Genomic DNA, 25692 nt, shown 5'->3' on the forward strand with positions numbered 1-25692 from the left:
GGCCATCACGATTTGCCTCAGATCCGCGGCAGTTCATTGATGCTGAACAGGCGGCGAGCGTTGGCCATCGCCTCCTCGTCGTCGCGGTGCGGGCTATGGACATCCATGAAACCCATGTCTCTCTTGATATGATCGGAGAGCGCGTTGACATCGAGCATCGGCTTGGGGGCAACAAGGCCGCCGAACAGGGCGGCTGTGAGCCGGGCGACCGGCTCGAATGAAAGAAACGCTTTTCTTTCAGTACGTTCGTAAGTGTCGCAAGTCATTTCAGCACCTGTTTCGTCTTGGGAAGTTGACTTGAAGGATGCCGTGGAGGAGGATCGAAATCCAATCGAACATCCGTCTGGATGCATCAAGAGAACTTATCCATGAAGATGTCGAAGCAGTTTCCGCTGAATGCGCTGCGGGTCTTCGAGGCGGTCGCAAGGCTCGGCAGCTTCACCAAGGCCGGTGAAGAGCTGGGCATGACCCAGACGGCCGTAAGCTACCAGGTCAAGTTGATCGAGGAGAATGTCGGCGAGCCGCTGTTCCTGCGGCGCCCGCGCCAGATCTCGCTGACGGAAGTCGGCCAGCGCATGGCGCCGCGCGTCACCGAAGCCTTCGAGATGCTGCAGGAAGCGGTTTCGAATGCCCGTGGCGATATCGACAGCGCGCTCCTGATCAGCTCGACGCCGACCTTCGCCTCGCAATGGCTTGCCCGCAACATCGGCAGCTTCCAGCTCGCCCATCCGAACATCGCCGTTCGGCTGACGACCAGCGACTCGCTCACCGATTTTACCCGCGAGCCGGCCGACCTTGCCATCCGCTCGGGTGCCGGCGTCTGGCCCGGCCTCGACACGCATCCGCTGATGCGGGTGGAATTCAGCCCGATGCTGAGCCCGGCGCTTGCCGAGACCATTGGCGGCGTGCACGAGCCGCGCGACCTGCTGAAGCTGCGCATCATCGATCCCGGTGACCCCTGGTGGCCGATGTGGTTCAAGGCCGCCGGCGTCAAGGATCCCGATCTCGAAGGACGGCCGCACAGCCGTCTCGGCGCGCAATCCTTCGAGGCGCGCGCCGCCATCGCCGGCCAGGGCGTGGCGATCCTGACGCCGGAATTCTACCCCGATGACGTGGCGCTCGGTCGGCTCTACCAGCCCTTCGAGCTGCGCTGCAGCGATGGCTGCGATTATTGGCTCGCCTATCCGCACGCCCGCCGCAACACACCCAAGATCAGGATTTTCCGCGACTGGATCCTCGGCGAACTTTGCGCGCCGAACTTCCTGCAAGCAAATAGCGCTTGAGGAGCGCCGAAGCCCCTTTTCCCCTCCGCGGTTTATGCGCAAAGTGAGGCAACGGAGACAAAGGGGATCTGAATGTACGAGTTCGCCATCGCCTGGGAATGGCTGGCCTTTGCCGTGCGCTGGTTGCACGTCATCACCGCCATCGCCTGGATCGGCTCATCCTTCTATTTCATCGCGCTCGACCTGGGTCTCGTGAAGCGCGATCACCTGCCCGTCGGCGCCTATGGCGAGGAATGGCAGGTGCATGGCGGCGGTTTCTATCACATCCAGAAATACCTGGTCGCACCGGCCTCGATGCCCGAGCATCTCACCTGGTTCAAATGGGAATCCTACGTGACGTGGCTTTCTGGCTTCGCCATGCTCTGTGTCGTCTACTATGGCGGCGCCGATCTGTTCCTGATCGACCGCCACGTGCTCGACATCTCGGCGACCACGGCGATCCTGATTTCGCTCGCCTCGCTCGGCATCGGCTGGCTGTTTTACGATCTGCTCTGCAAGTCGCCGATCGGCAGGAACACCTGGGGGTTGATGGCACTGCTCTATGTGGCGCTGGTCGTCATGGCCTGGGGCTATACGCAGGTCTTCACCGGCCGCGCCGCCTTCCTGCATCTCGGCGCTTTCACCGCGACGATCATGTCGGCCAACGTCTTCTTCATCATCATCCCCAACCAGAAGATCGTCGTCGCCGACCTGATCGCCGGCCGCACGCCGGATCCGAAACTCGGCGCGCAGGCCAAGCAGCGCTCGCTGCACAACAACTACCTGACGCTGCCCGTCATCTTCTTCATGCTGTCGAACCACTATCCGCTTGCGTTTGCCACCGCGTTCAACTGGATCATCGCCGCACTCGTCTTCCTGATGGGCGTCACCATCCGCCACTGGTTCAACACCACCCACGCCCGCAAGGGCCGGCCGACCTGGACCTGGCTCGTCACCGCCCTCCTCTTCATCCTGATCATGTGGCTTTCGACCGTGCCGAAGGTGCTGACCGGCGGCGAAAAGGCCGAGGTTGCGCCCGCCTTCAGCCGCTTCGCCGCCAATGCCCACTTCCCTGCAGTCAAGGACACGGTCTCGACACGCTGTTCCATGTGCCATGCGGCAGAACCGGTTTATGAGGGTATCACCCAGGCGCCGAAGGGCGTGATGCTCGAAAGCGACGCGGAGATTGCCGCCCATGCCCGCGAAATCTATATCCAGGCCGGGCGCAGCCATGCGATGCCGCCCGGCAACGTGACAGACATGACGACGGACGAGCGCCAGCTTCTGACAGCCTGGTTCGAAAGCGCCGTCGAGGAAGGCAAGACACAATGACGACCACCCTCATCCGCGGCCGATTGCTGAGCTTCAACCGCGCGCCATCGTCGATCGACGACAGCGCCGCCTACAGCTACGAGAGCGACGGTGCGCTTCTGATTGAGGGGGGACAGATCGCCGCGAGCGGCTCCTATGCTGCGGTCAAGGCAAGCGCGCCTGACGGCGTCGCGGAAGTGGACCATCGCCCACACCTGATCGTGCCCGGCTTCATCGACACGCATCTGCATTTCCCGCAGATGCAGGTCATGGCCTCCTATGCCGCCAACTTGCTTGAATGGCTGAACACCTACACCTTCCCCGAGGAGTGCCGCTTCGTCGAGACCGCCCATGCGGAGCGCATCGCGACGCGCTTCTTCGATGAGATGGTGCGCTATGGCACGACAACAGCAACCGCCTATTGCTCGGTTCACAAGGCGTCGGCCGATGCCTTCTTCGCCGAGGCGCTGCGCCGCGACATGCGCATGGTCGCCGGCAAGGTGATGATGGACCGCAACGCCCCGCAAGGCCTGCTCGACACGCCGCAGATGAGCTACGACGAAACCCGCGCGGTCATCCGCGAATGGCACGGCAAGGGCCGCAATCATGTGGCGATCACCCCGCGCTTCGCCATCACCTCAACGCCGGAGCAGATGGACGTCGCGAAGTCGCTGGTGCACGAATTCCCCGACCTGCACGTCCAGACGCACCTTTCGGAAAACCGCGACGAGATCGCCTTTACCTGCGAACTCTATCCGGAAGCCAAGGACTACACAGACGTCTACGCCCGTTACGGCCTGCTCGGACCCAAGAGCCTGTTCGGCCACTGCATCCATTTGTCTGAGCGCGAGGCGGATGTCATGAGCGAGACCGGCTCGGTCGCCGTTTTCTGCCCGACCTCCAATCTCTTTCTCGGTTCTGGCCTCTTCCCGCTGCGCGCGCTCAGCCGCCGCGAAAAGCCGGTGCGCACGTCGGTCGCCTCCGACATCGGCGGCGGTACCAGCTATTCCATGCTGAAGACGCTCGACGAGGCCTACAAGATCCTGCAACTGCAGGGCGAGCGGCTGAACCCGTTCGACAGCTTCTTCATGATGACCCGCGGCAATGCCGAGGCGCTATCGCTGGTCGACAAGATCGGAACCTTGGAAGCCGGCACCGATGCCGATTTCATCGTGCTCGACATGGCCGCGACGTCGGCGATGGCGCTTCGGGCCGAAGTGGTCAACTCTCTGGCAGACGAACTCTTCCTGCTGCAGACCATGGGCGACGACCGGTCGATCGTCGAAACCTATGTCGCCGGCAAGCCGGCAAAATCGGCCCTTGCCGCCGCATGACCGACCAAAACCAAAGAGGTCAAGAAAATTGACCTCTCTGCGTTCTGGCTATTAACAAGCCTCTGCCAAACATGGTAATGGCTCGTTCAATCTCCGTTGGACGAAGGCCTTATCCATGACGCAAATCCTCGAAATCAGCGATCTCAAGGCGCTCGCCAAGCGCCGGGTGCCGAAACTCTTCTTCGACTACGCCGACAGCGGCGCCTGGACCGAAGGCACCTATCGCGCCAACGAGGAGGATTTCGGCAAGGTGAAGCTGCGCCAGCGCGTGCTGGTGGATATGACCGACCGGTCGCTGGAAACGACGATGATCGGCCAGAAGGTGTCGATGCCGGTGGCACTCGCCCCGACCGGCCTCACCGGCATGCAGCACGCCGACGGCGAGATGCTGGCAGCCCAGGCGGCGGAAGCCTTCGGCGTGCCCTTCACGCTCTCGACGATGAGCATCTGCTCGATCGAGGACGTCGCCTCGGTCACCACCAAGCCCTTCTGGTTCCAGCTCTACGTCATGCGCGAACGCGAATTCGTGCTGAACCTGATCGACCGGGCCAAGGCGGCGAAGTGCTCGGCGCTGGTGCTGACGCTCGACCTGCAGATCCTCGGCCAGCGTCACAAGGATCTTCGCAACGGCCTCTCGGCACCGCCGAAGATGACGCCGAAGCACCTCTGGCAGATGGCGACGCGCCCTGGCTGGTGCATGAAGATGCTCGGCACCAAACGCCGCACCTTCCGCAACATCGTCGGCCATGCGAAAAGCGTCACCGACCTCTCGTCGCTCGGCGCCTGGACGGCGGAACAGTTCGACCCGCAGCTCTCGTGGAAGGATGTCGCCTGGATCAAGGAGCGCTGGGGCGGACCGCTGATCCTCAAGGGAATTCTCGACCCCGAGGACGCCAAGATGGCAGCGGCGACCGGTGCCGACGCGATCATCGTCTCCAACCACGGCGGCCGCCAGCTCGACGGCGCCCATTCCTCGATCAGCATGCTGCCGCGCATCGTCGATGCGGTCGGCCACCAGATCGAGGTGCATATCGATGGCGGTATCCGCTCCGGCCAGGACGTGCTGAAGGCCGTCGCCATGGGCGCCAAGGGCACCTATATCGGCCGCCCCTTCCTCTACGGCCTCGGCGCCATGGGCAAGGAGGGCGTCACCAAGACGCTGGAAATCATCCGCAAGGAGATGGACATCACCATGGCCCTCTGCGGCAAGCGCGATATCAACGACGTGGATCGTAGCATTCTGGCGGAATAGGCCGCGGCACCAGCCACTCCCGCCCTCATTCCTGTGCTTGTCACAGGAATCTCTAGCAGTTCCGTTGGAACTGCGGGACCAGCACAAGTCCTTGGGCTGAAAGGTCTTTTGACCCGACGGACGTCGGGCCGCTGGATCCCCGCCACAAGGGCGAGGATGAGGGAGCTTGGAGTGACCCTTCCGGCAAAACGCGAAGCGAGCGCAAGCCTCCTAAGCCTCAACTACCCCGGTAGGTCGAATAGCCGTAGGGCGAGAGAAGCAGCGGCACGTGATAATGGCTCGCCGGATCGGCGATGCCGAAGCGCAAGGGGATGCGGTCGAGGAAGGCCGGCTCCGGCAGTGTAACGCCGGACCGGCGCAGATAGTCGCCGGCATGGAACACCAGCTCGTAATTGCCGGCCATGAAGCCGATGCCTTCGACCATCGGGCCGTCGACGCGGCCGTCGCTGTTGGTATGTACGGTGCGGATCAGCTGCCGCTCTTCCCCCTCCAGCCAGTAGAGGTCGATGCGCAGACCCTCGGCCGGTTTGCCGAGAGCGGTATCGAGAACATGGGTGGTCAGGCGGCCGGTACTGCTCATGGCTTCTCTCTTCTCACACATTGGCGCGGGATGCTGTCAGAAGCCGCGCGCACGTCCTGCTAGATCGCGCTGTCTATGACGAAAGGCTCGTCATAGAAGAACTCCTCGAGATTGTTGCCCGGCCCTTCGCGGTCGACGATGAGGAAATCGCTGACGGCGCCGACGGACATCAGCGGGTGGTGCCAGATATTGCGGCCGTAGTTGACGCCCTGCCGGCCGTTCGCCTGGAAAACGCGCGGCGTGCCCGGGCGCCCGTCCTCGTCGTCCGCCACCACGACGAGCCATGGGCGGTCATCGAGCGGCGAAAAGCTCTGGCTGCCGAACGGGTGGCGCTCCATCATCGTCACCGAATAGGGGAAAGACCGCGGCTGGCCGCGGAAGATGTTGATGATGACATTGGCGCCGTCGCCGACGACATCGGCACGCGCAAGACCGTGGAAACGTTCCGTGTTGCCGCCGTTGATGTGGCGCATCGTTGCGGGATCGGCTTCGATGATGGTGCCGAAGGGAGCGAAGGCCTCGCGTGTCAGCGGTTCGATTTTGAGCAGGCGCGACATTATGCGGAGACCTCGCAAGACGATTTTGCGCTTGCGGATGTCCGATCCAGTTCGAGGGCCCTCCTCATGAGCGGGGACAGGCATCGAACGGTTTTGTCAGGCATTTTCGTCTCCAGGAATCATCGACTGCAGGCGCAGGCGGGCGATTTTCTCGACCTGTGCGCAAGCGGTTTCAAATTCCTCTTCGGGCGAATTGTCAATGCGGCTTTGGAAGGAGGCAAGAATTTGCCCCTTGGTCAGCCCCTTCACCGCGATGATGAAGGGGAAGCCGAATTTTTTCGTGTAGGCGTCGTTGAGCGCGGTGAAGCGCTCATGCTCCTCTGGTGTCAGTCGGTCGAGGCCGGCAGACGCCTGCTCTGCCGTCGAGTCCGCCGTCAGCTTACCGGCGATCGCCAGCTTGCCGGCAAGATCGGGGTGCGCGCGCAGCACCTGCATCTTCTCGCGCGGCAGCGCCGTGCGAAAGGCCTGGCAGAGCGCCGAATGCACCGTGCCCGCCGTCAGCCCGGTCGCCGCGGCTCGGTCGTAGGCGCGTTCGGCAACCCAGGGCGAGTGCTCGAACACGCCACCGAAACGGGCAACGAAGGCATCACGGTCGGTCATCAGAGCGCCCCTTCCGGCTTGTGGTGCTGGTACCAATGGTTGGCGATGTCAATGCGACGCGGCACCCAGACCTTGTCGTGCGACATGACGTAGTCGATGAAGCGAGCGAGCGCAGCAGCGCGGCCCGGGCGGCCGACGAGACGGCAGTGAAGGCCGATATTCATCATCTTGGCGTCGCCCTGGCGACCTTCCTCGTAGAGCACGTCGAATGTGTCCTTGAGGTAGCTGAAGAACTGGTCGCCGCTGTTGAAGCCCTGCGGCGTCGCAAAGCGCATGTCGTTGGCATCAAGCGTATAGGGAATGATCAGGTGCGGCTTGTCGGCCGAAAGACCCGGCACCCAGTAGGGCAGTTCGTCGGCGTAGCTGTCGCAGGAGTAAAGGAACCCGCCTTCCTCCAGCACCAGCTTCAGCGTATTGGCCGAAGGCTTGCCCTGGTAGATGCCGAGCGGCCGCTCGCCGGTGAGCTCCGTGTGCAGGCGGACGACCTCGCGGATATGCTCGCGTTCGACCTCTTCCGGCACGTCCTTGTATTCCAGCCAGCGCAGACCGTGGCTGGCGATTTCCCAGCCGGCTTCCTTCATGGCAGCGACCGCTTCCGGATTGCGCGCCATGGCCTGCGTCACGCCATAGACGGTCAGCGGGACGTTGCGGCTGGTGAACATGCGCCACAGCCGCCAGAAGCCGGAACGGGCACCGTATTCGTAGATCGATTCCATGTTGAGGTTACGCTGGCCAGCCCAGGGCTGCGCGCCGACAATTTCCGACAGCAGGCACTCGGACGCTGGGTCGCCATCGAGAATGCAGCTTTCGCCGCCCTCTTCGTAGTTCAGCACGAACTGCACGGCGATGCGCGCATCGCCCGGCCAGTTTGCCTTCGGCGGATTGCGGCCGTAGCCAACGAGGTCGCGCGGATACTTAGTCTCAGACATCAAATCACCCTTCGAATTTTTAGGAACGGTATCACCGCCGACCGGATTGTCGATACCGAAATGACGTGAGGCAGGGCAGCGGCAGCGCCACGGCCCGGACGGAAATTACCAGAAAAATTCGGCTGAGCCCGAGGTTGAGAGATTTTTCGAAACAGCGTTGAATGGATCGGCAAGGACAACGGCCCTCATCGAGATGAAATCCTACATTCAAGCGCTCCGCGAAAAAGTCGGTTCCGGCCTGCTTCTCTGCCCGTCAGTGGCGGCCGTCATTGTCGATTCCGATGGCCGGGTCCTCTTGCAGGAGAAAGCAAGTGGCGAAGGCTGGAGCCTGCCGGCCGGCGCGATCGAGCCGGGCGAGACGCCTGTCGATGCGGTCATCCGCGAGGTCATGGAGGAAACCGGCTATCCGGTCTCGGTCGAGCGGATACTGGGCGTCTTCGGCGGAGAAGCGTTTCGCTACACCTACCCGAACGGCGACCACGTCGAATATGTGGTTACCCTCTATCGATGCCGGATCGTCGGTTCCCAGCAGCCGATCAACGATGGCGAAACGAAGTCGCTGCGCTACTTCGCGCCAGCGGACATGCCGGACCTCGGCCTGCCCTATCCGAAAGCGCTGCTCTTTGCAGCTTCGCCCGCGTCCGTTTCCGATTAGCGCTGCGCCATCAGCGCAGCGACGATCAGCGGCAGCGGCCGGACCGCGCCTTGCGGCGCCAGCGACGGATCGGCGGCGGCCCGCTTCGCCCGCTCTGCGCGCGTGTTCGTCGAGATCTTGCCGAGCGGGTGCTGTGAATGCACCCGCATGGGTGCGCCCGTCTCCTGCTCGACAAACAGCGCAAGGCTGCCGATCGAAAGCGGTTTTGATAGGCAGGACTCGAACAGGTCACGGAGCGGCGCCTCGACCCGCCGCATCGCGTCTGGCGCAAGCGGACCGGTCAGCATCATGTGGAAACGGTATTCGTCCATCACATGCGGATCGCCCCAACGGTGCAGGTTGGAGAACTGTGGGGCGGTCAGCCTGTCCGGATCGGAGCGCTCGATCTCATATTCGCTGAGCGGCGCGCGGAAGGCGTCGAACTCCTGGACGACGTTGGCCGCAAGCAGATGCATGGCCGTGCTCGGCACCTGCGGCATCAGCCCGAAGCATCGGCCGATGCGGGCGACCTCCAGGCGATCGATTTCGAACGGAGTCTGGGCGCCGGCAAAATGCATCAGCGCCTTCAGAAGCTTCGGTTCCGTCATGTCCGGATGCAGACGGAACGGCGACATCATCACCGCATGAAAGCCGAAGCGTCGCGGAACCGCCGTGTGATAGGCGACATCCGCGGCGCTCAAGCCAGCGACCGACGGCAATTCGGCAGGTTCCCCGGAATAGACATTGCGCCCCAGCCAGCTTGCAGCGGTCGCGGAAAGCGGGTCGGCCATCGGCGGCGTAAAACAAATGGCATAGCGCATCGGCTGGCTCCGGGTATCCGTCAGCGCAGGATGAGCAATAGCTGCGGTTTTCCGCCCTCACCCCGACTTGTCCAATGGCCGCGTCTTAGGTGATTTGCGTGACAGATTGACGAAGTCGGCCGGGGATGAGCGCGGCAGCGGTGCGAACGTCACCCCTCGTTTTTCGGAACCATCCGGCCCATCGCCCGTTCCTAAAAGGTAGGAAAACAAGGATGGAGAAGAAGCGTGACCTATCACAATGCGAACCTTCAGGACGCCCGGATCAAGGAGACCCACGACCTGATCGCAAGCGACAAGGTTGAAGGCACGAGGGTCTATGGCCCCGACGACAAACACATCGGCTCGATCGAGCGCGTGATCATCGAGAAGCGCAGCGGGCGCGTCGCCTATGCGGTGCTCGGCTTCGGCGGTTTTCTCGGCCTCGGCGAAGACCACTATCCATTGCCTTGGGCAAAGCTGACCTATGACGAGAAGCTCGGCGGCTATCGCACTGATGTGACTCGCGATCAGGTCGAAAACGCGCCGAAATATCACGGCACCGAAGAATACGACTGGAACGCGGAAAACGGACGCCGTGTCTACGACTACTACGGCGTGCCGCCCTACTGGATGTAATGCCTGACTTTCGATCTTTCGGGTCCCGCCGCGGGCGGGGCCCTTCGCATGTCCGGCCCTAAAGATGTTTCTCGCGAAGTGCGGCTATGTGATTCCGGCAGAAGAAAGAATCGGGAATATCGATCGCCGGAGAACCGGCGATCTCTTCGACGACGAAACGCGCCAGGCGGTGTGCGATGCCGAAGCTCACCTTGAACCCGCCGGTCAGGACCGAGACGTTCGGATGGTCCGGATGCCGGCCTGCCATCGGCTCGCGCCCCGTCGCTTTCGGGCGCAACCCTGCCCATCGCTCCACCACCTCGGCACCCGCCAGGCGCGGCGCGAGCGCTACGGCGCGCCGAAGCAGCTCATCCAGCTGCTCGTCCGTCGACAGGGGATCGGCAAAACTGTTTTCGCTGGTGCTGCCGACCGCCACATGGCCGTCGTCATGGGCAATAATGTAGACGCCGTCGGCAAAGATCACCGGAAGCGCCGGATCGATCTCCGCCCGCAGCAGTGCCGCCTGCCCCTTGACAGCCGTGCCGCTCGTTTCCGCCAGCGGCACCGACGTGTCGTCGATCAGTTGAAAACTGCCGACGCCGGCCGCGATGATGCAATGCTCGAAATCGATCCGGGTGCCATCGTCGAGTTCGGCCCGGCCGCGTTCCGGCTCGATCCGGCGCACGCCCCTGCCCTCGTCTAAATAGGCGTTCGGTGCCTGCAGGAGCGCTGTGCGGAGCGCAGCAAGCATGCGACGCGGCGAAACCCGTGCGGCGAGCGTGTCGAAGACCATGCCATGCGCCGCCGCGGCAGCACCCGGCCAGACCTCAGGCCCGTCGTCCTTCACGTGCCAGTGGAACTGCCTGTCGGCCGCGCGCCAATGGCTCCGTGCATCCTGCTCGTGCCGGAGGGCGATATCGCGCAGGTGAGGCTTGGCAAGCGGGATCAAACGACCCGTCCGCCGATAGCCGGTCGAAAGCCCTGTCTCCGCCTCGAGCGCCGCTATCTCTTCCTCGAGCGTCACAAGCGCGTCGAATTGGAACTGTTTCTTATCGTTCCAGCGATCCGGCATATGCGGCATGAGCGCGCCCAAAAGGCCACCGCTGGCGCCTGCGCCGATCGCTTGTTGCTCGGCGACCCGCACGGCCATGCCCCTGCGCGTGGCGCAAATGGCGGCCCACAGCCCCATGATGCCGCCGCCGACGACCAAAAGCTCGCTCATCGATTGACCTTCTCCGGCCGGCGGATTATCGCCTTGGCCATGACAGGATCCGCAGACCCGATCGAGCCCCCGGCGCACCAGAACCTTGATTGGCACGAGGGCGATATGCCCTATTCCCGGGAGTTTGGCGATCACTTTTATTGCCGCACCGACGGGCGGCTGGAGTGCGGCCACGTCTTCCTGTCGGGCAACGGCCTGCCCGATCGTTGGGTCGGTGCGGGCACCTTCCGCATCGGCGAACTCGGCTTCGGTACCGGGCTCAATTTCTGCGAGACGTGGCGCCAGTGGAAGATGACCGCGGCCGCTGGCGATCAGCTGCAGTTCGTGTCCTTCGAACGCTTTCCGATGGCGGCCGAAGAGATTTCGCGCGCCCTCAGCCATTGGCCAGAGATCGACACGGAGCACCAGGCGCTGGCCTCGCGCTGGCCGGTCGAGCCTGATGGTGATGTCCAGATCGACTTTGGTGACGGCGTCAGCCTCACGGTCGTCTGCGGCGCGGCACTCGGCGGCGTCGCCCGCGCGGAAGACCCGTTCGAAGCCTGGTATCTCGACGGCTTCGCGCCGTCGCGCAATCCCGACATGTGGTCGGAGGAACTGATGCGGCTGGTCTTCGAAAAGACCACGCCCGGCGGCAGCTTCGCCACCTATGCCGCCGCCGGTTTCGTCCGACGCAATTTGCAGGCCGCAGGCTTTGCCGTCGAGAAGCGCAAGGGTTTTGCCGGCAAACGCGAGATGCTGCGGGGCGACCGAGCCTAGCGCTCGTCGCGATTGCGGCCTGTCTTGAACGGTTGCGCCATCCGACTGCAGAAATGCGTCAGCGCAAGCGTTTTACTCCACAAGAGAACTGAACTGTCGCAAATGGCGGGCCATCGCCGTCTCGAATCTGCGACACACTCCCCATCGGCAACACGGTGGGTCTTTCATGAACGACGATCAGTTTCCCGATGCAGCAACCGGCGACGCAGCCTCGACCCCGCTGGAGCGCCGACGCCGCCCGGGCGGGCGCAGCGCCGAGCGTGTGCGCAAGTCTCCCGGCGGGAAATACCTCAATCTTGTCAATACGCTGGCGAAATCCACCGTACTTTCGGATGATGCACTTGAATCTGTGCATGAGGCATCGCTGACGATCCTCGAAGAGATCGGCATGGACGTTATCCTGCCGGAGGCGCGCGAGCGGATGAAGGCGGCTGGCGCCGCCGTGACACCCGGCACCGACCGGGTGCGCTTCGACCGCGGCCTGATCATGGACATGATCGCCTCTGTTCCTCCGGCCTTCACCATGCACGCCCGCAACCCGGCCCGCAATGTCGCGATCGGCGGCAACAATCTCGTCTTCGCCCAGATCGCCAGCGCGCCGTTCGTCGCAGACCGGGACGGCGGCCGCCGCACCGGCAACCAGGAAGACTACCGAAAGCTGGTGAAGCTCGCGCAGTCCTATGACATCGTCCACACGACCGGCGGCTATCCGGTCGAGCCGGTCGACATCCATGCCTCGGTGCGCCACCTCGATTGCCTCTCCGACATGGTGAAGCTCACCGACAAGGTGTTCCACGTCTATTCGCTGGGCAAGCAGCGCAACACCGACGGCATCGAGATCGCCCGCATCGGCCGTGGCATCACGATGGAGCAGATGGAGCGCGAGCCGTCGCTCTTCACCATCATCAACACCTCCTCGCCGCTCCGGCTCGACGGGCCGATGCTGCAGGGCATCATCGAGATGTCCTCGCGCAACCAGGTGGTGGTGGTCACGCCCTTCACGCTCGCCGGCGCCATGGCGCCGGTGACGATCGCCGGTGCGCTCGTCCAGCAGAACGCCGAAGCGCTCTGCGGCATCGCCTTCACCCAGATGGTCAGGCGCGGCGCACCTGTAATGTATGGCGGCTTCACCTCCAACGTCGACATGAAGACCGGAGCGCCCGCCTTCGGCACGCCGGAATACATGAAGGCGGTGGTCGCCGGGGGCCAGCTCGCCCGCCGCTACAACATCCCCTACCGCACCTCGAACACCAACGCCGCCAATACGCTGGACGCTCAAGCGGCCTACGAATCCGCCATGTCGCTCTGGGCGCTGACGCAAGGGGGCGGCAATTTCGTCATGCATGCCGCCGGCTGGACCGAAGGTGGGCTTACGGCCTCCTTCGAGAAGTTCATTCTCGACGTCGACATGTTGCAGATGGTGGCGGAATACCTGACCCCGCTTGATGTCAGCGAAGATGCGCTGGGCCTCGATGCCGTGCGCGACGTCGGCCCGGGCGGCCATTACTTCGGCACGCTGCACACGCTGCAGCGCTACGAGACCGCCTTCTATTCACCGATCCTGTCGGACTGGCGCAACTTCGAGACCTGGACCGAAGCCGGGCGGCCGACGACATACGATCACGCCAACCGGATCTTCAAACAGAAGCTGAACGAATACGAGCGCCCGCCCCTCGATCCGGCGATCGAGGAGGAACTCGATGCCTTTGTCGCCAAGCGCAAGGCCGAGGGCGGCGTCCCCACCGACTTCTGACGGGACGCCTTGGGTAAACCGGAAAGCGTTACGAAGTCCGGCTGCGGCCGAGCCTTAAGGAAACACCGCGGCCCGTGCCGTTGCGATCAGTTGCTCGGTGGTTGCAGCCACGCAGTTGCGGTCGATCTCGGCGACTGTCCGCTCGCGGACATGGGCGGAAAGCTGCTTGCGGAGATCGCCAAGCGTCCGGGGTGCTGCGCAAATCACCAGGCTGTCGAAGGCATGGTTGGCGGCGTAGCTCTCCAGCCTTCCGGCCACGTCCGCAACAAAGCGCTGCTGCTCCTCGCGAACGGGATCGCTCTTGTATTCCATGGCCGAGCGTCCGTGTCCGACGGACGAATGCGACCGGCCCGGCTTGTCGGCCATGATGTCCTGAACGCGCTTCGGTTCGGTGTGAAAGGTCTCCTCCTCCGGCCGCTGGCGCTCTTCCTTCAACAGGTTCACGCCCTTGACGATGCGCGCGGTGTTGCCATCCGCGGCCAGTATCCAAGTCCGGTTCTGCACGATTGTCTCCCAGTGAAAGGTGTGGATCGCGAAGGGTCATGAAGACCCTGTAAAGGAAACGAACGAGCGGCGATCCGGTTCCATCGGAAGGTGGCGATGATGCTGATTATTTGGCCGGATGCGCCGGTCACATCCGCGCGATATAGGCTTCGAAGCTGCGTTCCGGCGTCACCTCGTAACGCTCGCGCTGGACATGAAGCGTGCTGATCCTGTCGACCCGGAAATCGCGGAAATCCGACCTCAGTTCGCACCAGCCCGTCAGCAGCCAGAAGTGGCCGAAGACGCTGAGGCCGAGCGGCCAGATGGTGCGCTCGGAATGTTCGTCCTTGAGGCTGTCATAGGCCAGGCGAAGCTTGCGGCGACCGGCGATCGCCAGGCGGATCTCGCCGAGCAGCGCCGGCGGTTCCGGCTGGAGCGAAGAGCGGAAGGCGCGAAGGGGCGCGGCTGTCAGCCGCTGCCGATGTTCGGGCGGCAGACCATGGGCGATCTTCTCCATCGCCTCGCGCGCCGCCTGGGCGAGCCTGCCGTCGCCGAGCATCTGCACGGCGCGGGCGCCGAAAGCGAGCGCTTCCAGCTGCTCGAAGGTAAAGGCAAGCGGCGGCGCATCGAACGCACCGCGCAGGAGATAGCCGACACCGCGTTCGCCGTCGATCGGCGCGCCGGAGGCGATCAGGTGCTCCATGTCGCGATAGATGGTGCGCTGGGCGACCTCCATCTTCTCGGCGATCTCGCGCGCCGTCATCACCCGGCCGCTCGCGCGCAGGAGCTGGATGATGCGAAACAGCCGGTCGGCGGGTCTCATGCCTGGCCTCCCCGCGGCAAGACTTCGTTCAAAAGGGCTACCGCGCGCCTCGCGTGTCCACAAGCACGGCACCGTCGATAATGGCCATAAGGCTGTCAGTTGCCCTGTGTTAAATCAAGCGACAACTCACAGGGAGCCTCATCATGACCAGCGATCACATCCTTGAACTCGCCGTCTGCATCGTCACCGACAGGCCGGCGGCCACAGCCACGCGCCAGCGAGCGATGCAGGCCGTTTCCCGCTATCCGGGCTTCGTCTCCTGGCGTGCGGTCGATTCCTGCGAGACCTCGGGCATGTTCGCAGACCTGGTCGAATGGGAGACACTGGAGGCTGCGCAATCGGCCGGAGAGCGCGTCCGGGTCGATCCGGAGTTCGCACCTTACGCAGCGACGATCAGCGCGGTAATGCTCGTGCAGCATTTTAGCGGCGGCCAGAGGATCTGACCGGCCCGGAATTGGACGAGCAAAGGACTGCCTGAGCGATGGCCGAACCACTGAAGAATCTGCTGCACCCCGGTGTCGTCATCGCCATCGCCGATGCGCTCGAACGCAACGCCGCCGGTTTCGACCGCAAGAGGTTCGTGGCGCTTGCGGGTGACGGGCTGGAGGCGCTGGAGCTGATGCAGCGCTCGCTGCAGATCCGCGACGCGCTGGTCGAGACGCTGCCGAAGGCGTTTCCGGAGGCGGCCGCCAACCTCCACGCCTGCCTTCCTCGCGACGGCGCCGACGGCATCAGCGGCTGGTCGCTCCTGCCCTTCAGCCAGTACGTCGCCTTGCGCGGCCTCGACGACTTCGACCTTTCGCTGTCGCTGCTGCGGGCGCTGACGCCGCATTTCACAGCCGAGTTCGGCATCCGCATCTTCATCGATCGCGACCAGGAGCGCGCCCTCGCGACGATCCGGGACTGGACGAAGGATCCCAACCATCACGTCCGGCGACTGGCGAGCGAAGGCACCCGCCCGCGCCTGCCCTGGGCGATGCGACTGCCGCAGCTCATCCGCGATCCGCAGCCGATCCTGCCGATCCTGATCGCGCTTCTCGACGACCCCGAGGAGTATGTGCGCCGCTCGGTTGCCAACAGCCTCAACGACATCGCCAAGGACCATCCGGATCTGGTGGCTGCTTTCGTCGCCGAACAGATCGGCGACGCATCGCCGGAGCGCCGCCAGCTTCTGCGCCACGCCTCGCGCACGCTGTTGAAGCAGGGGCACGCGGACGCGCTCGGCAATTTCGGTTTCGCTCCCCCGGCCGGCATCAATGCGCGCTTTTCGCTCGATCGTTCGGACATCGTGCTTGGCGAAAGCCTCGGCCTGCGCCTCGCCGTCAGCCATGACGCCGAAACGAGCCAGAAGGTGATGATCGACTACGCCGTGCACCATCGCAAGGCAAACGGTGCGACCTCGCCGAAAGTCTTCAAGTGGACATCCGCGACGCTTGTCCCCGGCGGCTCGATCGAGATCGAGAAACGCCATGCGATCCGGCCCATTACGACCCGTCGCTATTACCCGGGCGCGCATCGCATCGTCATCCTCGTCAACGGCCAGGAAGCGGCAGAAGCGGGCTTCGATCTCGCGCTTGAGTAGATCTCATTTCGCACCTGCGAAAAGATGGACCTTGACTTTTTCGTCCAAACCAACGACATGGTGCCCAGCGTCACCTTCCGGCCGCCGCGTGAGCGCGCCCTCGGCAGACATCGAAAGCCGTGAAGAAGGATAGCGCACATATCACCGCGATAGGCGGTACAGCACAGGCGCTTGACGACTTAATTCAACCCACAAGTTCCCAATTCACGCGGGGTTCTTGACGCCGAACGACACCGGAACAGCAACAATGCGGTTCCGGCGAATGCGTTTGGCGCCCCCAAAAGGTATATGCATTTGTCCACCTTTAAAGATCTCGGCCTCTCCGAGCACATTCTGGAAACCCTGACTGCCAACGGCTTCGAAAAGCCGACCCCGATCCAGGCTCAGGCGATCCCGCTGGTGCTGAAGGGCAACGATCTCATCGGTCTCGCCCAGACCGGCACCGGCAAGACGGCCGCCTTCGGCCTGCCGATGATCGAGAAGCTCGTTGCCGAAGGCAAGCGCCCCGATCCGCGCAACATTCGCGCCCTGGTTCTGGCGCCGACCCGCGAACTGGTCAACCAGATCGCCGCCAACCTCAAGCTGTTCGTCAAGAAGTCACCGCTGAAGATCGGCGTTGTCGTTGGCGGCGTCTCGATCAACAAGCAGACCGAACAGCTCGCCCGCGGTGTCGACATCCTGGTCGCAACCCCCGGCCGCCTGCTCGACCTCGTTGCCCGCAAGGCCGTGACGCTGACGCAGGGCCGCTACCTGGTTCTCGACGAAGCCGACCAGATGCTCGACCTCGGCTTCATCCACGACCTGCGCAAGATCTCCAAGCTGGTGCCGAAGAACCGCCAGACGCTGCTCTTCTCGGCCACCATGCCGAAGCAGATCGCCGAGCTTGCTGGCGAGTACCTGACCAACCCGGTCAAGGTCGAAGTCACGCCTCCGGGCAAGGCTGCCGACAAGGTCGAACAGTATGTTCACTTCGTTCCCGGCAAGGACCTGAAGACGACCATCCTCAAGAAGACGCTGACAGAGAACCCGGACGGCCTGTCGCTGATCTTCAGCCGCACCAAGCATGGCGCCGAGAAGCTGATGAAGCATCTCGACCACGTCGGCTTCAAGGCCGCCTCGATCCACGGCAACAAGAGCCAGGGCCAGCGCGAGCGCGCGCTCAAGGCCTTCCGTGACGGCGAGATCCGCGTGCTGGTCGCGACCGACGTCGCCGCCCGCGGCATCGACATCCCCGGCGTTACTCACGTCTACAACTACGACCTGCCGGAAGTGCCGGATGCCTATGTTCACCGCATCGGCCGCACCGCGCGCGCCGGCCGCGACGGCATCGCCATCGCCTTCTGCGCGCCGGACGAAATCCGCCTGCTGCGCGACATCGAGAAGCTGATGGGCATCAACATTGCCGTTGCCAGCGGCGAGGCTCCCGCCGACCAGGCGCGTCCGGCCAAGGGCCGCGGCGGCCGTGGCAACAACGGCGCCGGCCACCGCAAGGGCAATGGCGGCGGTCACCACCAGAACGGCGGCCGTCCGCCGCGCCGTGAGCGTCCGGCCGGCGAGCCGGTTGCTGCGACCAGCGGCTTCACCGGCGACGACCTTTTGCGCGACGAGCGTCGCCCGCAGCGCCAGGAGCGCCGTGATCACGGCCATCCGCAGACCGACGGCCGTGGCGAAGGCAACCGCAACCACGAAGGCAAGAAGCACCACGGACGTCCCGGCCAGAAGCAGGGCGACCGTCGTGAGCGCAACCATGGCGGCCGCAACGAAAACCGTGGCGGTGGCGAGCGTCGCGAAGGCGGCCAGGGCCAGCGTCGGGGCAATGGCGGCAATCGCGGCCACCAGGGCTGACCGAGGCGCTGCGCGTCAACCGGGCGCGCAAAAGCCAGCGTAGAACTTTGAAATGTGAACGGCGGGCCGCTTCGGCCCGCCGTTTTAGTTTTGGGCCATGCGCATGTCGCAATTGCAAAACCGCTTCACACTCTCGCGCGTCGTGCTTCACGCCTGCTTGCGGTTGGTGAGATAGACGCCAGCAACGGCAATGATGGTGCCGATGACCATCGGCAGCGTCAGCGCTTCGCCGAAGAAGAGCCACGCCTGCACGGCGGCAAGCGGCGGCACGAGATAGATCAGCGACGCTGCGCGCGACACCTGCCCTCGACGGATCAGATAAAGCAGCAGCGCGATCGCGCCCATCGAGAGCCCGAGAACCGACCAGGCAAGTGCCAGAACCACCTGGAGGTTCCAGGTGACGTGCAGGTCTTCGAGCATCAGCGCCAGCGGGATCGTCACGATCAGCGCGCCGAGATATTGCAGCGCTGCGATGGTGCGGATGTCACCGCTCTGCAGATGGCGCTTCTGGTAGAGCGTGCCATAGGTGACGGCGCCCATGCCGAGCACGTTGATGATCACAGGCAGAAAGTGGATCGGCGTCGCCCCCGTGTCGATCGCCAGCACCTTCGGCAGGACGGCAAGCGCAATGCCGAAGAAGCCGAGCACCAGCCCGAGCTTCTGCTGCGTGCTCAGCCTCTCGTCGATGACGAAGGCCGCGGCGACCGCGGTCATCAGCGGCTGCAGGCCGGCGATGATGCCGGAAATGCCGGCCGGCACGCCCTCGCCGATCGCCCACCAGACCGACCCGAGATAGAGCCCGTGCAGGAACATGCCGGACACGATCGCATGACCGGCCATTTTCCAGGACTTCGGCCATCGTGCGCCGGTGACGACGCAGAACAGGATGAAGAGCGCGATCGCCAGCGTGTAGCGCAACACGAGAAAGGTCAGCGGATCTGCGTAGACCGCAGCATATTTCGCCACCACCCAGCCGGTGGACCAGAGCAGAACGAAGATGGCGGGAGCCAGACGGGCGAGCATGGTGAGCCTATCGGAATGACGGCGGCAGGTGGAAGCAATGAACCGCCCTCGCTGAAGCGCGTCGGGCTGTTGTAACGCTTTGATCTGCCGCTGATTTCGCGCTCAAATCCCTCCGATTTAAGCACTCATGCAAGTATCCGCGCCGGTATCGATGGTCAAAGCAATTTTTCTGATGGGAAGCATCAGCCAATCGGAACCATCAGCCTGAGCGAGGATAGCGACAGCGAGACGAAACCGGGATCGTACTCCTCGCGATAGTGCAGCAAGGCGGTATCGACCGCGTGGCCTTCGGCCGCGATCCAGTCGAACATTCTCTGGTAATGGGCAAAGACGTCGCCGCTATCAGGGTGATGCAGGGCCGTGACGAAGCGCATGGCCGGCAGGTCGACAAAGCCTGGGTGCACGGTCGTCTCTGCCAGGTCGGAAACATAGCCGACGAGATAGCGGAATCCATCCGGGCGATCGTTCCAGGAGATGCCGACCAATGCTGCATGATCGCCTGGGTGAAGATGCTGGTGATGCCCCTGCATTTCGGCGATCAGCCGGCGAACGGCACCATCGGCCGCCTCGCCGAAGGTGCCCTCCCAGAACGATCCGGAAATGCGCTGTGCGGGTCTCTCGACGATTTCGAACACCATGGTCACCTCTTAAAAAAGAGATCCTGCAGCGATTGCCAGGGGTCTCCCGCATGGCAAGCCCTGGAGCAAAACGGAATTTGCCTCAAAGCAGTTCCACGAAGGCCCGCGCCGCGTGGCTGAACTGCCTCTCGCGGTGGGTCAAAAGCTCGAAGCTGCGCTCAGCCAGTTCGAACGGCAGTTCCACGAGCCGGCCGCTATCGACGAAAGGTTGTGCTGCGAGCCGGGAAACGGCCGTGACGAAAGGACCGCTTTCGACCGCCGTCAGCACCGCCTCGTTCGAGGGCAGCTCAAGCTCGATCCTGAGCCGATCGACGTCTGCTCCATGATCATTCATCGATTGCAGGAACATTGCCCGCGTGCCGGAGCCTTCCTCGCGCAGCACCCAGCGCGCAGAAAGCAGCATTTCCAGATTGACGGCAGCCCCAACGAACGCGTGCGAGGGCGCGGCATAGACGGCGATGCGATCGACGGCGACGCGGCGATGGTCGAGCTTGGCGCCATCCACGCGCCCCTCGACGAAGCCGAGCTGCGCCGTGCCCTCTTCCACCGCCTCGGCGACGACGGCCGTGTTGCGCACGGTGAGCTTCACGTCGACCTGGGGATAGTCGTGGGTGAAGCGGGCAAGGCGCGACGGCAGCCAATAACTCGCGACCGTCTGGCTGGCGGCGATCGACAGTTCGCCGCGGCGAAGCTCCGAGAGATCGCGCAGGCAGGCGGTGGCGGCGAGCGCCCGGGCGAGCACCGCCTTTGCCTCCGGCAGGAAGATCTTGCCGGCATCGGTCAGCGTCAGGCCGCGGCCGACGCGATCGAACAATCTGATGTCGTGCTGGGTTTCGAGCGCCGCGATGGCCGCGCTTGCGGCCGACTGCGTGACGTTCATCGCCTCGGCGGCTTTGGTCATGTGCAGCCGCTCGGCGACCGCGACGAAGATTTTAAGCTGATCGAGTGTCATGGAAGATCAATCGCAAAAATCGATCAGAATGACAAGAATAATCCGTTAGACTGATTCATGGATGAGCGTAGGTTGCGCCCATGTCCAGATCGCATTCCCCATTTCGCTCCCAATTTTCCTCAGTCGCCTCCCGCCTGACGTGCATTCTTCCGGGCCTTTTCCTCTGCTGTCTCGTCGCACTTGCGGCCATCGGTCTGGAATGGATCGAGCGGCGCTGGACCGGCCGCGCTTGGCTGGAAGCGCTCGTTCTCGCGATCCTTCTCGGCGCTATCGTCCGCACCCTCTGGACGCCCGGCCCCCGCTTCCTCTCCGGCATCCACTTCTCGGCGAAAGTCCTGCTGGAGACAGCGATCGTGCTAATCGGCGCGATGCTGAGCTTCGACGCGATCGCAGCGAGCGGGCCGACCCTGCTCGTCACTATCGTCGCCATGGTTCTTCTGTCGATTTCCACCGGCTACCTGATTGCGCGCATGCTCGGGCTGCCGAAACGCCTGGCGACCTTGATTGCCTGCGGCAACGCCATCTGCGGCAACTCGGCGATCGCCGCCGTCGCACCGGCCATCGGTGCCCGCGGCGAGGAGGTCGCAGCTGCAATTTCTTTTACCGCCATCCTCGGCATCGCCGTCGTCCTGTCGCTGCCCTTCGTCGGCGGTTGGCTCGGCATGACGCCCCAGGGCTACGGCGTCTTTGCCGGCATGACCGTCTATGCCGTACCCCAGGTCCTGGCCGCGGCCAGCCCCTTCAGCCCGCTCTCGGTCCAGGTGGGCACGCTGGTCAAGCTCGTGCGCGTGCTGATGCTCGGCCCCGTCGTCTTCTGCTTCTCGCTAATTGGCAGCCGCGATACCGAGCCGGAATGCAAAGCGCCCAGACAACGGAAGTCGCGCCTCGCCACGATCCTCCATTTCGTTCCCTGGTTCATTCTGGGTTTCCTCGCCGTTGCGATCGCCCGCAACAGCGGCGCAATCTCCGACACACTCGCGACCGACGCCGTGACGGTCTCCACCTGGCTGACGGTCATCGCGATGGCCGCCCTCGGCCTTGAGGTCGACATCCGCGCGCTCGCCCATTGCGGGCCGCGTGCAAGTGCTGCCGCCACATTGTCGCTGCTGGTGCTCTGTCTCCTCGCGGTCCTCGCGATCGTCTGCCTGGGTCTCGGCTAGCTTCGGCGCCCGCGTCCAAATTTAGAGCAAGTGCATATTTCTTGCCCACCCGGTCGCAACCACTTTCTGCGACCGGATGCGGCTGCCCTGTCGTTGGGCAGATTTCCCCGCGAACGGGCGCTTCTGGCGTGGCCAACTTTCTTTTCAGGCGACTGAGCACGCTTCTTGCATTGCAACCAGCCTTGTACTCAAATGGTCAAAAATAAGGGGACCACGCCTTTGGCATTTGACGAAATGATGAATGCGGACAGCAGTCCGCGCCAGCCATATTCGACCTATCATGATTGGTATGCCAGCCAGGACAGAAATCGGCTCATAGCGAAATCCAAGGACGCCGAGAACATCTTCCGGAAAACCGGCATCACCTTCGCGGTCTACGGACACGCAGACAGTTCCGAAAAGCTCATCCCCTTCGATCTCATCCCCCGCATCATCTCCGGCCGCGAATGGCGCAAGCTCGCCCAGGGCATCGAACAGCGGGTCATCGCGCTCAACGCCTTTCTCGACGACATCTACCACAAGCAGGAAATCATCCGCGCCGGCCGCATCCCGCGCGAACTGATCGAAAAGAACGAAGCCTTCCTGCCGCAGATGATCGGTTTCCGCCCGCCGGGCGGCGTCTATACCCATATCGTCGGCACCGACATCGTCAGAACCGGCGAAGACCAGTTCTACGTTCTCGAAGATAACGCGCGTACCCCATCCGGCGTCAGCTACATGCTGGAGAACCGCGAAACGATGATGCAGATGTTCCCGGAACTCTTCCATCAAAACCGCGTGCGCCCGGTCGAGAACTACCCCTACCTGCTGCGCCAGAGCCTTTCTTCGCTCGCACCTCCCGGCTGCAGCGGCAAGCCGCGCGTCGCGGTGCTGACGCCCGGCATCTACAATTCGGCCTACTACGAGCACGCGTTCCTCGCCGACCAGATGGGCGTCGAGCTCGTCGAAGGATCGGACCTGCGGGTGATCGACGGCAAGGTGAAGATGCGCACCACCCGCGGCTACGAGGCGATCGACGTGCTCTACCGCCGCGTCGATGACGACTTCCTCGACCCACTCACCTTCCGACCGGATTCCGCCCTCGGCATTCCAGGCATCATGGACGTCTACCGCGCCGGCAACATCACCATTGCCAACGCGCCCGGCACCGGAATTTCCGACGACAAGGCGATCTATTCCTACATGCCCGAGATCGTCGAGTTCTATACCGGCCGCAAGCCGCTCTTGGAAAACGTCCCGACCTGGCGCTGTTCCGAGCCGCAGAGCCTCAAATACGTGCTCGAGCATCTGGAAGAGCTGGTGGTCAAGGAGGTCCACGGCTCAGGCGGCTACGGCATGCTGGTAGGCCCGACGGCGACCAGGAAGGAACGCGCCGTCTTCGCCGAGAAGCTGAAAGCCCGCCCGACCAATTACATCGCCCAGCCGACGCTTTCCCTTTCCACCGTGCCGATCCTCGTCAACAAGGGCATCGCGCCCCGGCACGTCGACCTTCGCCCCTATGTCCTCGTCTCCGACAAGGTCCAGATCATCCCCGGCGGCCTGACGCGCGTGGCGCTGAAAGCCGGTTCGCTCGTCGTGAACTCCAGCCAGGGTGGCGGGACCAAGGACACCTGGGTGCTGGAGGACTGAGAGATGCTCGGAAGAACTGCAAACGGCCTCTACTGGATGTTCCGCTATATCGAACGCGCCGAAAACAGCGCCCGGCTGATCGATGCCGGCCTGCGCATGGCGCTGACCCGCAGCGAGGCAACGGAGGGCGACTGGGACGGTGTGCTGCAAAGTGCGGGCGTGCGCGAACTTTATGACGAGGTGCACGAGACGCTGACGAGCATCGACGCGATCGACTTCCTGCTGCGCGACCGGGCCAATCCCTCAAGCGTGATGTCCTGCATCGAGGCGGGGCGTCACAATGCCCGCATGGTGCGCACGGCGCTGACGCGCGAAACCTGGGAAGCCACCAACGAGTGCTATCTCGAGATGAGGGCAATGCTGTCGAAGAAGGCGCGCCCGACGGACATGCCGGAGATCATCGACATGATCAAGCGCCGCGCCGGCCTCATCCGTGGCGCCTTCCACGGCACCATGCTTCGAAACGAGATCTTCAATTTCTCGCGCATCGGCACCTTCATCGAACGGGCCGACAACACCGCCCGCATCCTCGATGTTAAGTATTATGTGCTCCTGCCGGCGGTCGCCGCCGTCGGCTCGTCGATGGACAATGTGCAGTGGGAATCGATTCTGCGCTCGGTCTCGGCGCATCGCGCCTATGGCTGGGTCTATGACGCCGAGCTCCGCCCCGCCAACATCGCCGACTTCCTGATTTCCAACGGCCGCATGCCGCGCTCGCTTGCGTATTGCTACGAGAAGATCGCCAGCAACCTCGGCTACCTCGAACGGGAGTATGGCGAACGCCATGCCGCCCACGAGACGGCCGACCGGACGCTAGCGTCGCTGCGCAGCCAGTCGATCAAGGACATCATGGATCAGGGGCTGCATGAGTATCTCGAAGAATTCATCAGCCACAACAACCGTCTGGGACAGGAAATCTCCGACGGCTACCGATTCTACTAGAGCAGTTTCAGCGAAAGTGTAACGCCGTTTCGCGTTTGGAATTGCGTAAAAACAAGGAGATAGAGCGCTTTCACAACTCCGTTTTGACCGGAAGCGTTCTAGATCGGAGGATGGCATGCACCTGAAGATCAGCCACACGACCGAATATCACTATGACGAGCCCGTGCAGTATGCCCTGCAGCGCTTGCGGCTGACGCCGCTCACCCAGGTGGGCCAGACCGTGCTCGGCTGGGAGACCCTCGTCGATGGCGCTGCGATCGAAGTGAACTACGACGACCACTTCGGCAACCGTGTTCACCTCGTCAGCATCGACGGCGACCGCGAAACGATCCATATCACGGCCTCCGGCGAGGTCCACACGGAGGACCGCGCCGGCGTCTTCGGCCCGCACCAGTCTTATGTGCCGCTGTGGCTCTTTGCACGCGAAACACCGCTTACCAAGGCCGGAAAGCTCATCCGCGAGCTCGCAAAATCCGCCGAAGGTGACACCGCCCTTGCCCGCATGCATGCGCTGATGGAGACGATCCACGAGGCGGTGACGTACAAACCCGGCGAGACCCATGCGGAAACGACGGCCGAGGATGCGCTGGAAAGCGGCCAAGGCGTCTGCCAGGACCATGCCCATATCCTGATCGCAGCGGCCCGCTCGCTCGATCTACCGGCGCGCTACATCTCGGGCTACCTGATGATGGAGGGGCACCCCGAACAGACGGCCAGCCATGCCTGGGCCGAGGTGCATCTCAACGGGCTCGGCTGGGTCGGCTTCGATGCAGCCAACAAGATCTGCCCAGATGATCGCTATGTCCGCATCGCCTCCGGCCTCTGCTACCGCGACGCCGCCCCCATCTCCGGGCTGATCCACGGCGAGGCGAAGGAGACGCTGAAGGTGTCGGTCACGGTCGAACAGCAGCAGCAAAGCCAAAGCCAAAGCCAGAATCAAAGCCAGGCCCGGGGCCAGAGCCAAAATCAGAGTCAGTAGGTCGGAGACGGGGCGGCGGCGACGCCCCGTC

The 25692-nt window shown here is 63.5% G+C and carries 27 protein-coding genes; 15 read left to right on the top strand and 12 right to left on the bottom strand.

Annotation, left to right across the window (positions count from 1 at the left end; translation table 11 throughout):
* Positions 1-17 precede the first annotated feature (17 nt).
* Positions 18-266 carry a hypothetical protein gene (locus tag AC3WVQ_RS13200; protein ID WP_060518807.1) on the bottom strand — a complete coding sequence of 83 codons (249 nt, stop codon included), beginning with the start codon at positions 264-266 and terminating at the stop codon, positions 18-20.
* 102 nt (positions 267-368) lie between these two features.
* On the opposite strand from AC3WVQ_RS13200, the gene AC3WVQ_RS13205 reads away from it, so the two are divergent.
* The 4 genes from AC3WVQ_RS13205 (at position 369) to AC3WVQ_RS13220 (ending at position 5159) form a co-directional block, all read left to right on the top strand.
* A complete protein-coding gene (locus AC3WVQ_RS13205) occupies positions 369-1283 on the top strand; it encodes a LysR substrate-binding domain-containing protein (protein ID WP_034788978.1) in 915 nt (304 codons plus the stop codon).
* A gap of 72 nt (positions 1284-1355) precedes the next feature.
* Positions 1356-2594: a urate hydroxylase PuuD gene (gene puuD / locus AC3WVQ_RS13210; protein WP_034788980.1), complete on the top strand. Its 1239-nt coding sequence runs from the start codon at positions 1356-1358 to the stop codon at positions 2592-2594.
* A complete protein-coding gene (gene guaD / locus AC3WVQ_RS13215) occupies positions 2591-3907 on the top strand; it encodes a guanine deaminase (protein ID WP_110819317.1) in 1317 nt (438 codons plus the stop codon). Before puuD ends, guaD begins: the two co-directional genes overlap by 4 nt.
* 115 nt (positions 3908-4022) lie before the next feature.
* A complete protein-coding gene (locus AC3WVQ_RS13220; RefSeq protein ID WP_110819318.1) occupies positions 4023-5159 on the top strand; it encodes an alpha-hydroxy acid oxidase in 1137 nt (378 codons plus the stop codon).
* Between the two features lie 217 nt (positions 5160-5376).
* Here AC3WVQ_RS13220 and uraH read toward each other — a convergent pair whose 3' ends face one another.
* The 4 genes from uraH to puuE all read right to left on the bottom strand — a co-directional run bounded on the left by uraH (position 5377) and on the right by puuE (position 7825).
* Complete coding sequence (gene uraH, locus AC3WVQ_RS13225; RefSeq protein WP_043623670.1) at positions 5377-5739, bottom strand: hydroxyisourate hydrolase; 363 nt, start codon at positions 5737-5739, stop codon at positions 5377-5379.
* 59 nt (positions 5740-5798) lie between these two features.
* Entirely contained in the window at positions 5799-6296 is a 498-nt protein-coding gene (locus tag AC3WVQ_RS13230) for an ureidoglycolate lyase (protein WP_090298371.1), read from the bottom strand.
* A gap of 96 nt (positions 6297-6392) precedes the next feature.
* Positions 6393-6896 carry a 2-oxo-4-hydroxy-4-carboxy-5-ureidoimidazoline decarboxylase gene (uraD, locus tag AC3WVQ_RS13235; protein ID WP_060518819.1) on the bottom strand — a complete coding sequence of 168 codons (504 nt, stop codon included), beginning with the start codon at positions 6894-6896 and terminating at the stop codon, positions 6393-6395.
* Entirely contained in the window at positions 6896-7825 is a 930-nt protein-coding gene (gene puuE / locus AC3WVQ_RS13240; RefSeq protein WP_034789000.1) for an allantoinase PuuE, read from the bottom strand. The genes uraD and puuE overlap by 1 nt, the downstream gene beginning before the upstream one ends.
* Positions 7826-8018: 193 nt before the next feature.
* Between puuE and AC3WVQ_RS13245 the strand changes: the two genes are divergently transcribed.
* Positions 8019-8480 carry an NUDIX domain-containing protein gene (locus tag AC3WVQ_RS13245; RefSeq protein ID WP_176960328.1) on the top strand — a complete coding sequence of 154 codons (462 nt, stop codon included), beginning with the start codon at positions 8019-8021 and terminating at the stop codon, positions 8478-8480.
* On the opposite strand, the gene AC3WVQ_RS13250 is transcribed toward AC3WVQ_RS13245, so the two are convergent.
* Positions 8477-9280 (bottom strand): DUF1045 domain-containing protein, encoded by an 804-nt coding sequence (locus AC3WVQ_RS13250; RefSeq protein WP_192371003.1) that lies wholly within the window; start codon positions 9278-9280, stop codon positions 8477-8479. The two genes, AC3WVQ_RS13245 and AC3WVQ_RS13250, sit on opposite strands and share 4 nt — an antisense overlap.
* 225 nt (positions 9281-9505) lie before the next feature.
* On the opposite strand from AC3WVQ_RS13250, the gene AC3WVQ_RS13255 reads away from it, so the two are divergent.
* Positions 9506-9895: a PRC-barrel domain-containing protein gene (locus tag AC3WVQ_RS13255; RefSeq protein ID WP_034789006.1), complete on the top strand. Its 390-nt coding sequence runs from the start codon at positions 9506-9508 to the stop codon at positions 9893-9895.
* A gap of 58 nt (positions 9896-9953) precedes the next feature.
* On the opposite strand, the gene AC3WVQ_RS13260 is transcribed toward AC3WVQ_RS13255, so the two are convergent.
* On the bottom strand, positions 9954-11096 hold the full coding sequence (locus AC3WVQ_RS13260) for an NAD(P)/FAD-dependent oxidoreductase (protein ID WP_492382796.1): 1143 nt from the start codon (positions 11094-11096) through the stop codon (positions 9954-9956).
* A 39-nt stretch (positions 11097-11135) separates the two neighbouring features.
* On the opposite strand from AC3WVQ_RS13260, the gene mnmC2 reads away from it, so the two are divergent.
* Together mnmC2 and AC3WVQ_RS13270 are read left to right on the top strand one after the other, a co-directional pair.
* Positions 11136-11852: a tRNA (5-methylaminomethyl-2-thiouridine)(34)-methyltransferase MnmC2 gene (gene mnmC2, locus AC3WVQ_RS13265; RefSeq protein WP_090298364.1), complete on the top strand. Its 717-nt coding sequence runs from the start codon at positions 11136-11138 to the stop codon at positions 11850-11852.
* Positions 11853-12018: 166 nt separating this feature from the next.
* Positions 12019-13605 (top strand): trimethylamine methyltransferase family protein, encoded by a 1587-nt coding sequence (locus tag AC3WVQ_RS13270; protein ID WP_090298361.1) that lies wholly within the window; start codon positions 12019-12021, stop codon positions 13603-13605.
* Positions 13606-13659: 54 nt separating this feature from the next.
* Here AC3WVQ_RS13270 and AC3WVQ_RS13275 read toward each other — a convergent pair whose 3' ends face one another.
* Both AC3WVQ_RS13275 and AC3WVQ_RS13280 read right to left on the bottom strand, forming a co-directional pair.
* Positions 13660-14109, bottom strand: a complete 450-nt coding sequence (locus tag AC3WVQ_RS13275) for a host attachment protein (protein WP_034789016.1) — start codon at positions 14107-14109, stop codon at positions 13660-13662.
* Positions 14110-14236: 127 nt separating this feature from the next.
* On the bottom strand, positions 14237-14911 hold the full coding sequence (locus AC3WVQ_RS13280) for a helix-turn-helix transcriptional regulator (RefSeq protein ID WP_090298358.1): 675 nt from the start codon (positions 14909-14911) through the stop codon (positions 14237-14239).
* A gap of 143 nt (positions 14912-15054) precedes the next feature.
* On the opposite strand from AC3WVQ_RS13280, the gene AC3WVQ_RS13285 reads away from it, so the two are divergent.
* The 3 genes from AC3WVQ_RS13285 to AC3WVQ_RS13295 all read left to right on the top strand — a co-directional run bounded on the left by AC3WVQ_RS13285 (position 15055) and on the right by AC3WVQ_RS13295 (position 18338).
* Complete coding sequence (locus AC3WVQ_RS13285) at positions 15055-15354, top strand: hypothetical protein (RefSeq protein WP_034789021.1); 300 nt, start codon at positions 15055-15057, stop codon at positions 15352-15354.
* Between the two features lie 38 nt (positions 15355-15392).
* Positions 15393-16493 carry a DNA alkylation repair protein gene (locus AC3WVQ_RS13290; protein WP_090298356.1) on the top strand — a complete coding sequence of 367 codons (1101 nt, stop codon included), beginning with the start codon at positions 15393-15395 and terminating at the stop codon, positions 16491-16493.
* A gap of 294 nt (positions 16494-16787) precedes the next feature.
* On the top strand, positions 16788-18338 hold the full coding sequence (locus AC3WVQ_RS13295) for a DEAD/DEAH box helicase (RefSeq protein WP_090298528.1): 1551 nt from the start codon (positions 16788-16790) through the stop codon (positions 18336-18338).
* A gap of 147 nt (positions 18339-18485) precedes the next feature.
* Here the strand turns inward: AC3WVQ_RS13295 and AC3WVQ_RS13300 are convergent, their stop codons facing one another.
* From AC3WVQ_RS13300 to AC3WVQ_RS13310, 3 genes are all read right to left on the bottom strand, one after another.
* A complete protein-coding gene (locus AC3WVQ_RS13300) occupies positions 18486-19361 on the bottom strand; it encodes a DMT family transporter (protein WP_034803471.1) in 876 nt (291 codons plus the stop codon).
* A 182-nt stretch (positions 19362-19543) separates the two neighbouring features.
* The gene (locus AC3WVQ_RS13305) at positions 19544-19999 is read right to left on the bottom strand and encodes a GyrI-like domain-containing protein (protein WP_210336604.1); all 456 of its coding nucleotides are present in this window, start codon (positions 19997-19999) and stop codon (positions 19544-19546) included.
* Positions 20000-20081: 82 nt separating this feature from the next.
* Positions 20082-20951, bottom strand: coding sequence for a LysR family transcriptional regulator (locus AC3WVQ_RS13310; RefSeq protein WP_090298350.1), 870 nt, complete (start codon positions 20949-20951; stop codon positions 20082-20084).
* A gap of 80 nt (positions 20952-21031) precedes the next feature.
* Here AC3WVQ_RS13310 and AC3WVQ_RS13315 point away from each other — a divergent pair, with 80 nt between their 5' ends.
* The 4 genes from AC3WVQ_RS13315 to AC3WVQ_RS13330 all read left to right on the top strand — a co-directional run bounded on the left by AC3WVQ_RS13315 (position 21032) and on the right by AC3WVQ_RS13330 (position 25661).
* Entirely contained in the window at positions 21032-22111 is a 1080-nt protein-coding gene (locus AC3WVQ_RS13315; RefSeq protein ID WP_090298347.1) for a YeiH family protein, read from the top strand.
* 234 nt (positions 22112-22345) lie between these two features.
* Positions 22346-23740, top strand: a complete 1395-nt coding sequence (locus tag AC3WVQ_RS13320) for a circularly permuted type 2 ATP-grasp protein (RefSeq protein ID WP_034803477.1) — start codon at positions 22346-22348, stop codon at positions 23738-23740.
* A gap of 3 nt (positions 23741-23743) precedes the next feature.
* The gene (locus AC3WVQ_RS13325; protein ID WP_034803460.1) at positions 23744-24682 is read left to right on the top strand and encodes an alpha-E domain-containing protein; all 939 of its coding nucleotides are present in this window, start codon (positions 23744-23746) and stop codon (positions 24680-24682) included.
* 115 nt (positions 24683-24797) lie between these two features.
* Positions 24798-25661 carry a transglutaminase family protein gene (locus AC3WVQ_RS13330; RefSeq protein WP_060518839.1) on the top strand — a complete coding sequence of 288 codons (864 nt, stop codon included), beginning with the start codon at positions 24798-24800 and terminating at the stop codon, positions 25659-25661.
* Positions 25662-25692 lie beyond the last annotated feature (31 nt).

The sequence above is a fragment of the Ensifer sp. EB106-05-01-XG146 genome, assembly GCF_058791875.1.

Excerpts from the sequence above, each read along its gene's own strand:
- AC3WVQ_RS13220 (WP_110819318.1), top strand. The coding sequence starts at position 4,023 with ATGACGCAAATCCTCGAAATCAGCGATCTCAAGGCGCTCGCCAAGCGC.
- AC3WVQ_RS13310 (WP_090298350.1), bottom strand. The coding sequence starts at position 20,951 with ATGACACTCGATCAGCTTAAAATCTTCGTCGCGGTCGCCGAGCGGCTG.
- uraH (WP_043623670.1), bottom strand. The coding sequence starts at position 5,739 with ATGAGCAGTACCGGCCGCCTGACCACCCATGTTCTCGATACCGCTCTC.
- puuD (WP_034788980.1), top strand. The coding sequence starts at position 1,356 with ATGTACGAGTTCGCCATCGCCTGGGAATGGCTGGCCTTTGCCGTGCGC.
- AC3WVQ_RS13285 (WP_034789021.1), top strand. The coding sequence starts at position 15,055 with ATGACCAGCGATCACATCCTTGAACTCGCCGTCTGCATCGTCACCGAC.
- AC3WVQ_RS13315 (WP_090298347.1), top strand. The coding sequence starts at position 21,032 with ATGTCCAGATCGCATTCCCCATTTCGCTCCCAATTTTCCTCAGTCGCC.
- AC3WVQ_RS13270 (WP_090298361.1), top strand. The coding sequence starts at position 12,019 with ATGAACGACGATCAGTTTCCCGATGCAGCAACCGGCGACGCAGCCTCG.
- AC3WVQ_RS13330 (WP_060518839.1), top strand. The coding sequence starts at position 24,798 with ATGCACCTGAAGATCAGCCACACGACCGAATATCACTATGACGAGCCC.
- uraD (WP_060518819.1), bottom strand. The coding sequence starts at position 6,896 with ATGACCGACCGTGATGCCTTCGTTGCCCGTTTCGGTGGCGTGTTCGAG.
- AC3WVQ_RS13290 (WP_090298356.1), top strand. The coding sequence starts at position 15,393 with ATGGCCGAACCACTGAAGAATCTGCTGCACCCCGGTGTCGTCATCGCC.
- AC3WVQ_RS13280 (WP_090298358.1), bottom strand. The coding sequence starts at position 14,911 with ATGAGACCCGCCGACCGGCTGTTTCGCATCATCCAGCTCCTGCGCGCG.
- guaD (WP_110819317.1), top strand. The coding sequence starts at position 2,591 with ATGACGACCACCCTCATCCGCGGCCGATTGCTGAGCTTCAACCGCGCG.
- AC3WVQ_RS13325 (WP_034803460.1), top strand. The coding sequence starts at position 23,744 with ATGCTCGGAAGAACTGCAAACGGCCTCTACTGGATGTTCCGCTATATC.
- AC3WVQ_RS13300 (WP_034803471.1), bottom strand. The coding sequence starts at position 19,361 with ATGCTCGCCCGTCTGGCTCCCGCCATCTTCGTTCTGCTCTGGTCCACC.
- AC3WVQ_RS13200 (WP_060518807.1), bottom strand. The coding sequence starts at position 266 with ATGACTTGCGACACTTACGAACGTACTGAAAGAAAAGCGTTTCTTTCA.
- AC3WVQ_RS13250 (WP_192371003.1), bottom strand. The coding sequence starts at position 9,280 with ATGCGCTATGCCATTTGTTTTACGCCGCCGATGGCCGACCCGCTTTCC.
- AC3WVQ_RS13320 (WP_034803477.1), top strand. The coding sequence starts at position 22,346 with ATGATGAATGCGGACAGCAGTCCGCGCCAGCCATATTCGACCTATCAT.
- AC3WVQ_RS13230 (WP_090298371.1), bottom strand. The coding sequence starts at position 6,296 with ATGTCGCGCCTGCTCAAAATCGAACCGCTGACACGCGAGGCCTTCGCT.
- AC3WVQ_RS13260 (WP_492382796.1), bottom strand. The coding sequence starts at position 11,096 with ATGAGCGAGCTTTTGGTCGTCGGCGGCGGCATCATGGGGCTGTGGGCC.
- AC3WVQ_RS13305 (WP_210336604.1), bottom strand. The coding sequence starts at position 19,999 with ATGGTGTTCGAAATCGTCGAGAGACCCGCACAGCGCATTTCCGGATCG.
- mnmC2 (WP_090298364.1), top strand. The coding sequence starts at position 11,136 with ATGACAGGATCCGCAGACCCGATCGAGCCCCCGGCGCACCAGAACCTT.
- AC3WVQ_RS13205 (WP_034788978.1), top strand. The coding sequence starts at position 369 with ATGAAGATGTCGAAGCAGTTTCCGCTGAATGCGCTGCGGGTCTTCGAG.
- puuE (WP_034789000.1), bottom strand. The coding sequence starts at position 7,825 with ATGTCTGAGACTAAGTATCCGCGCGACCTCGTTGGCTACGGCCGCAAT.
- AC3WVQ_RS13245 (WP_176960328.1), top strand. The coding sequence starts at position 8,019 with ATGAAATCCTACATTCAAGCGCTCCGCGAAAAAGTCGGTTCCGGCCTG.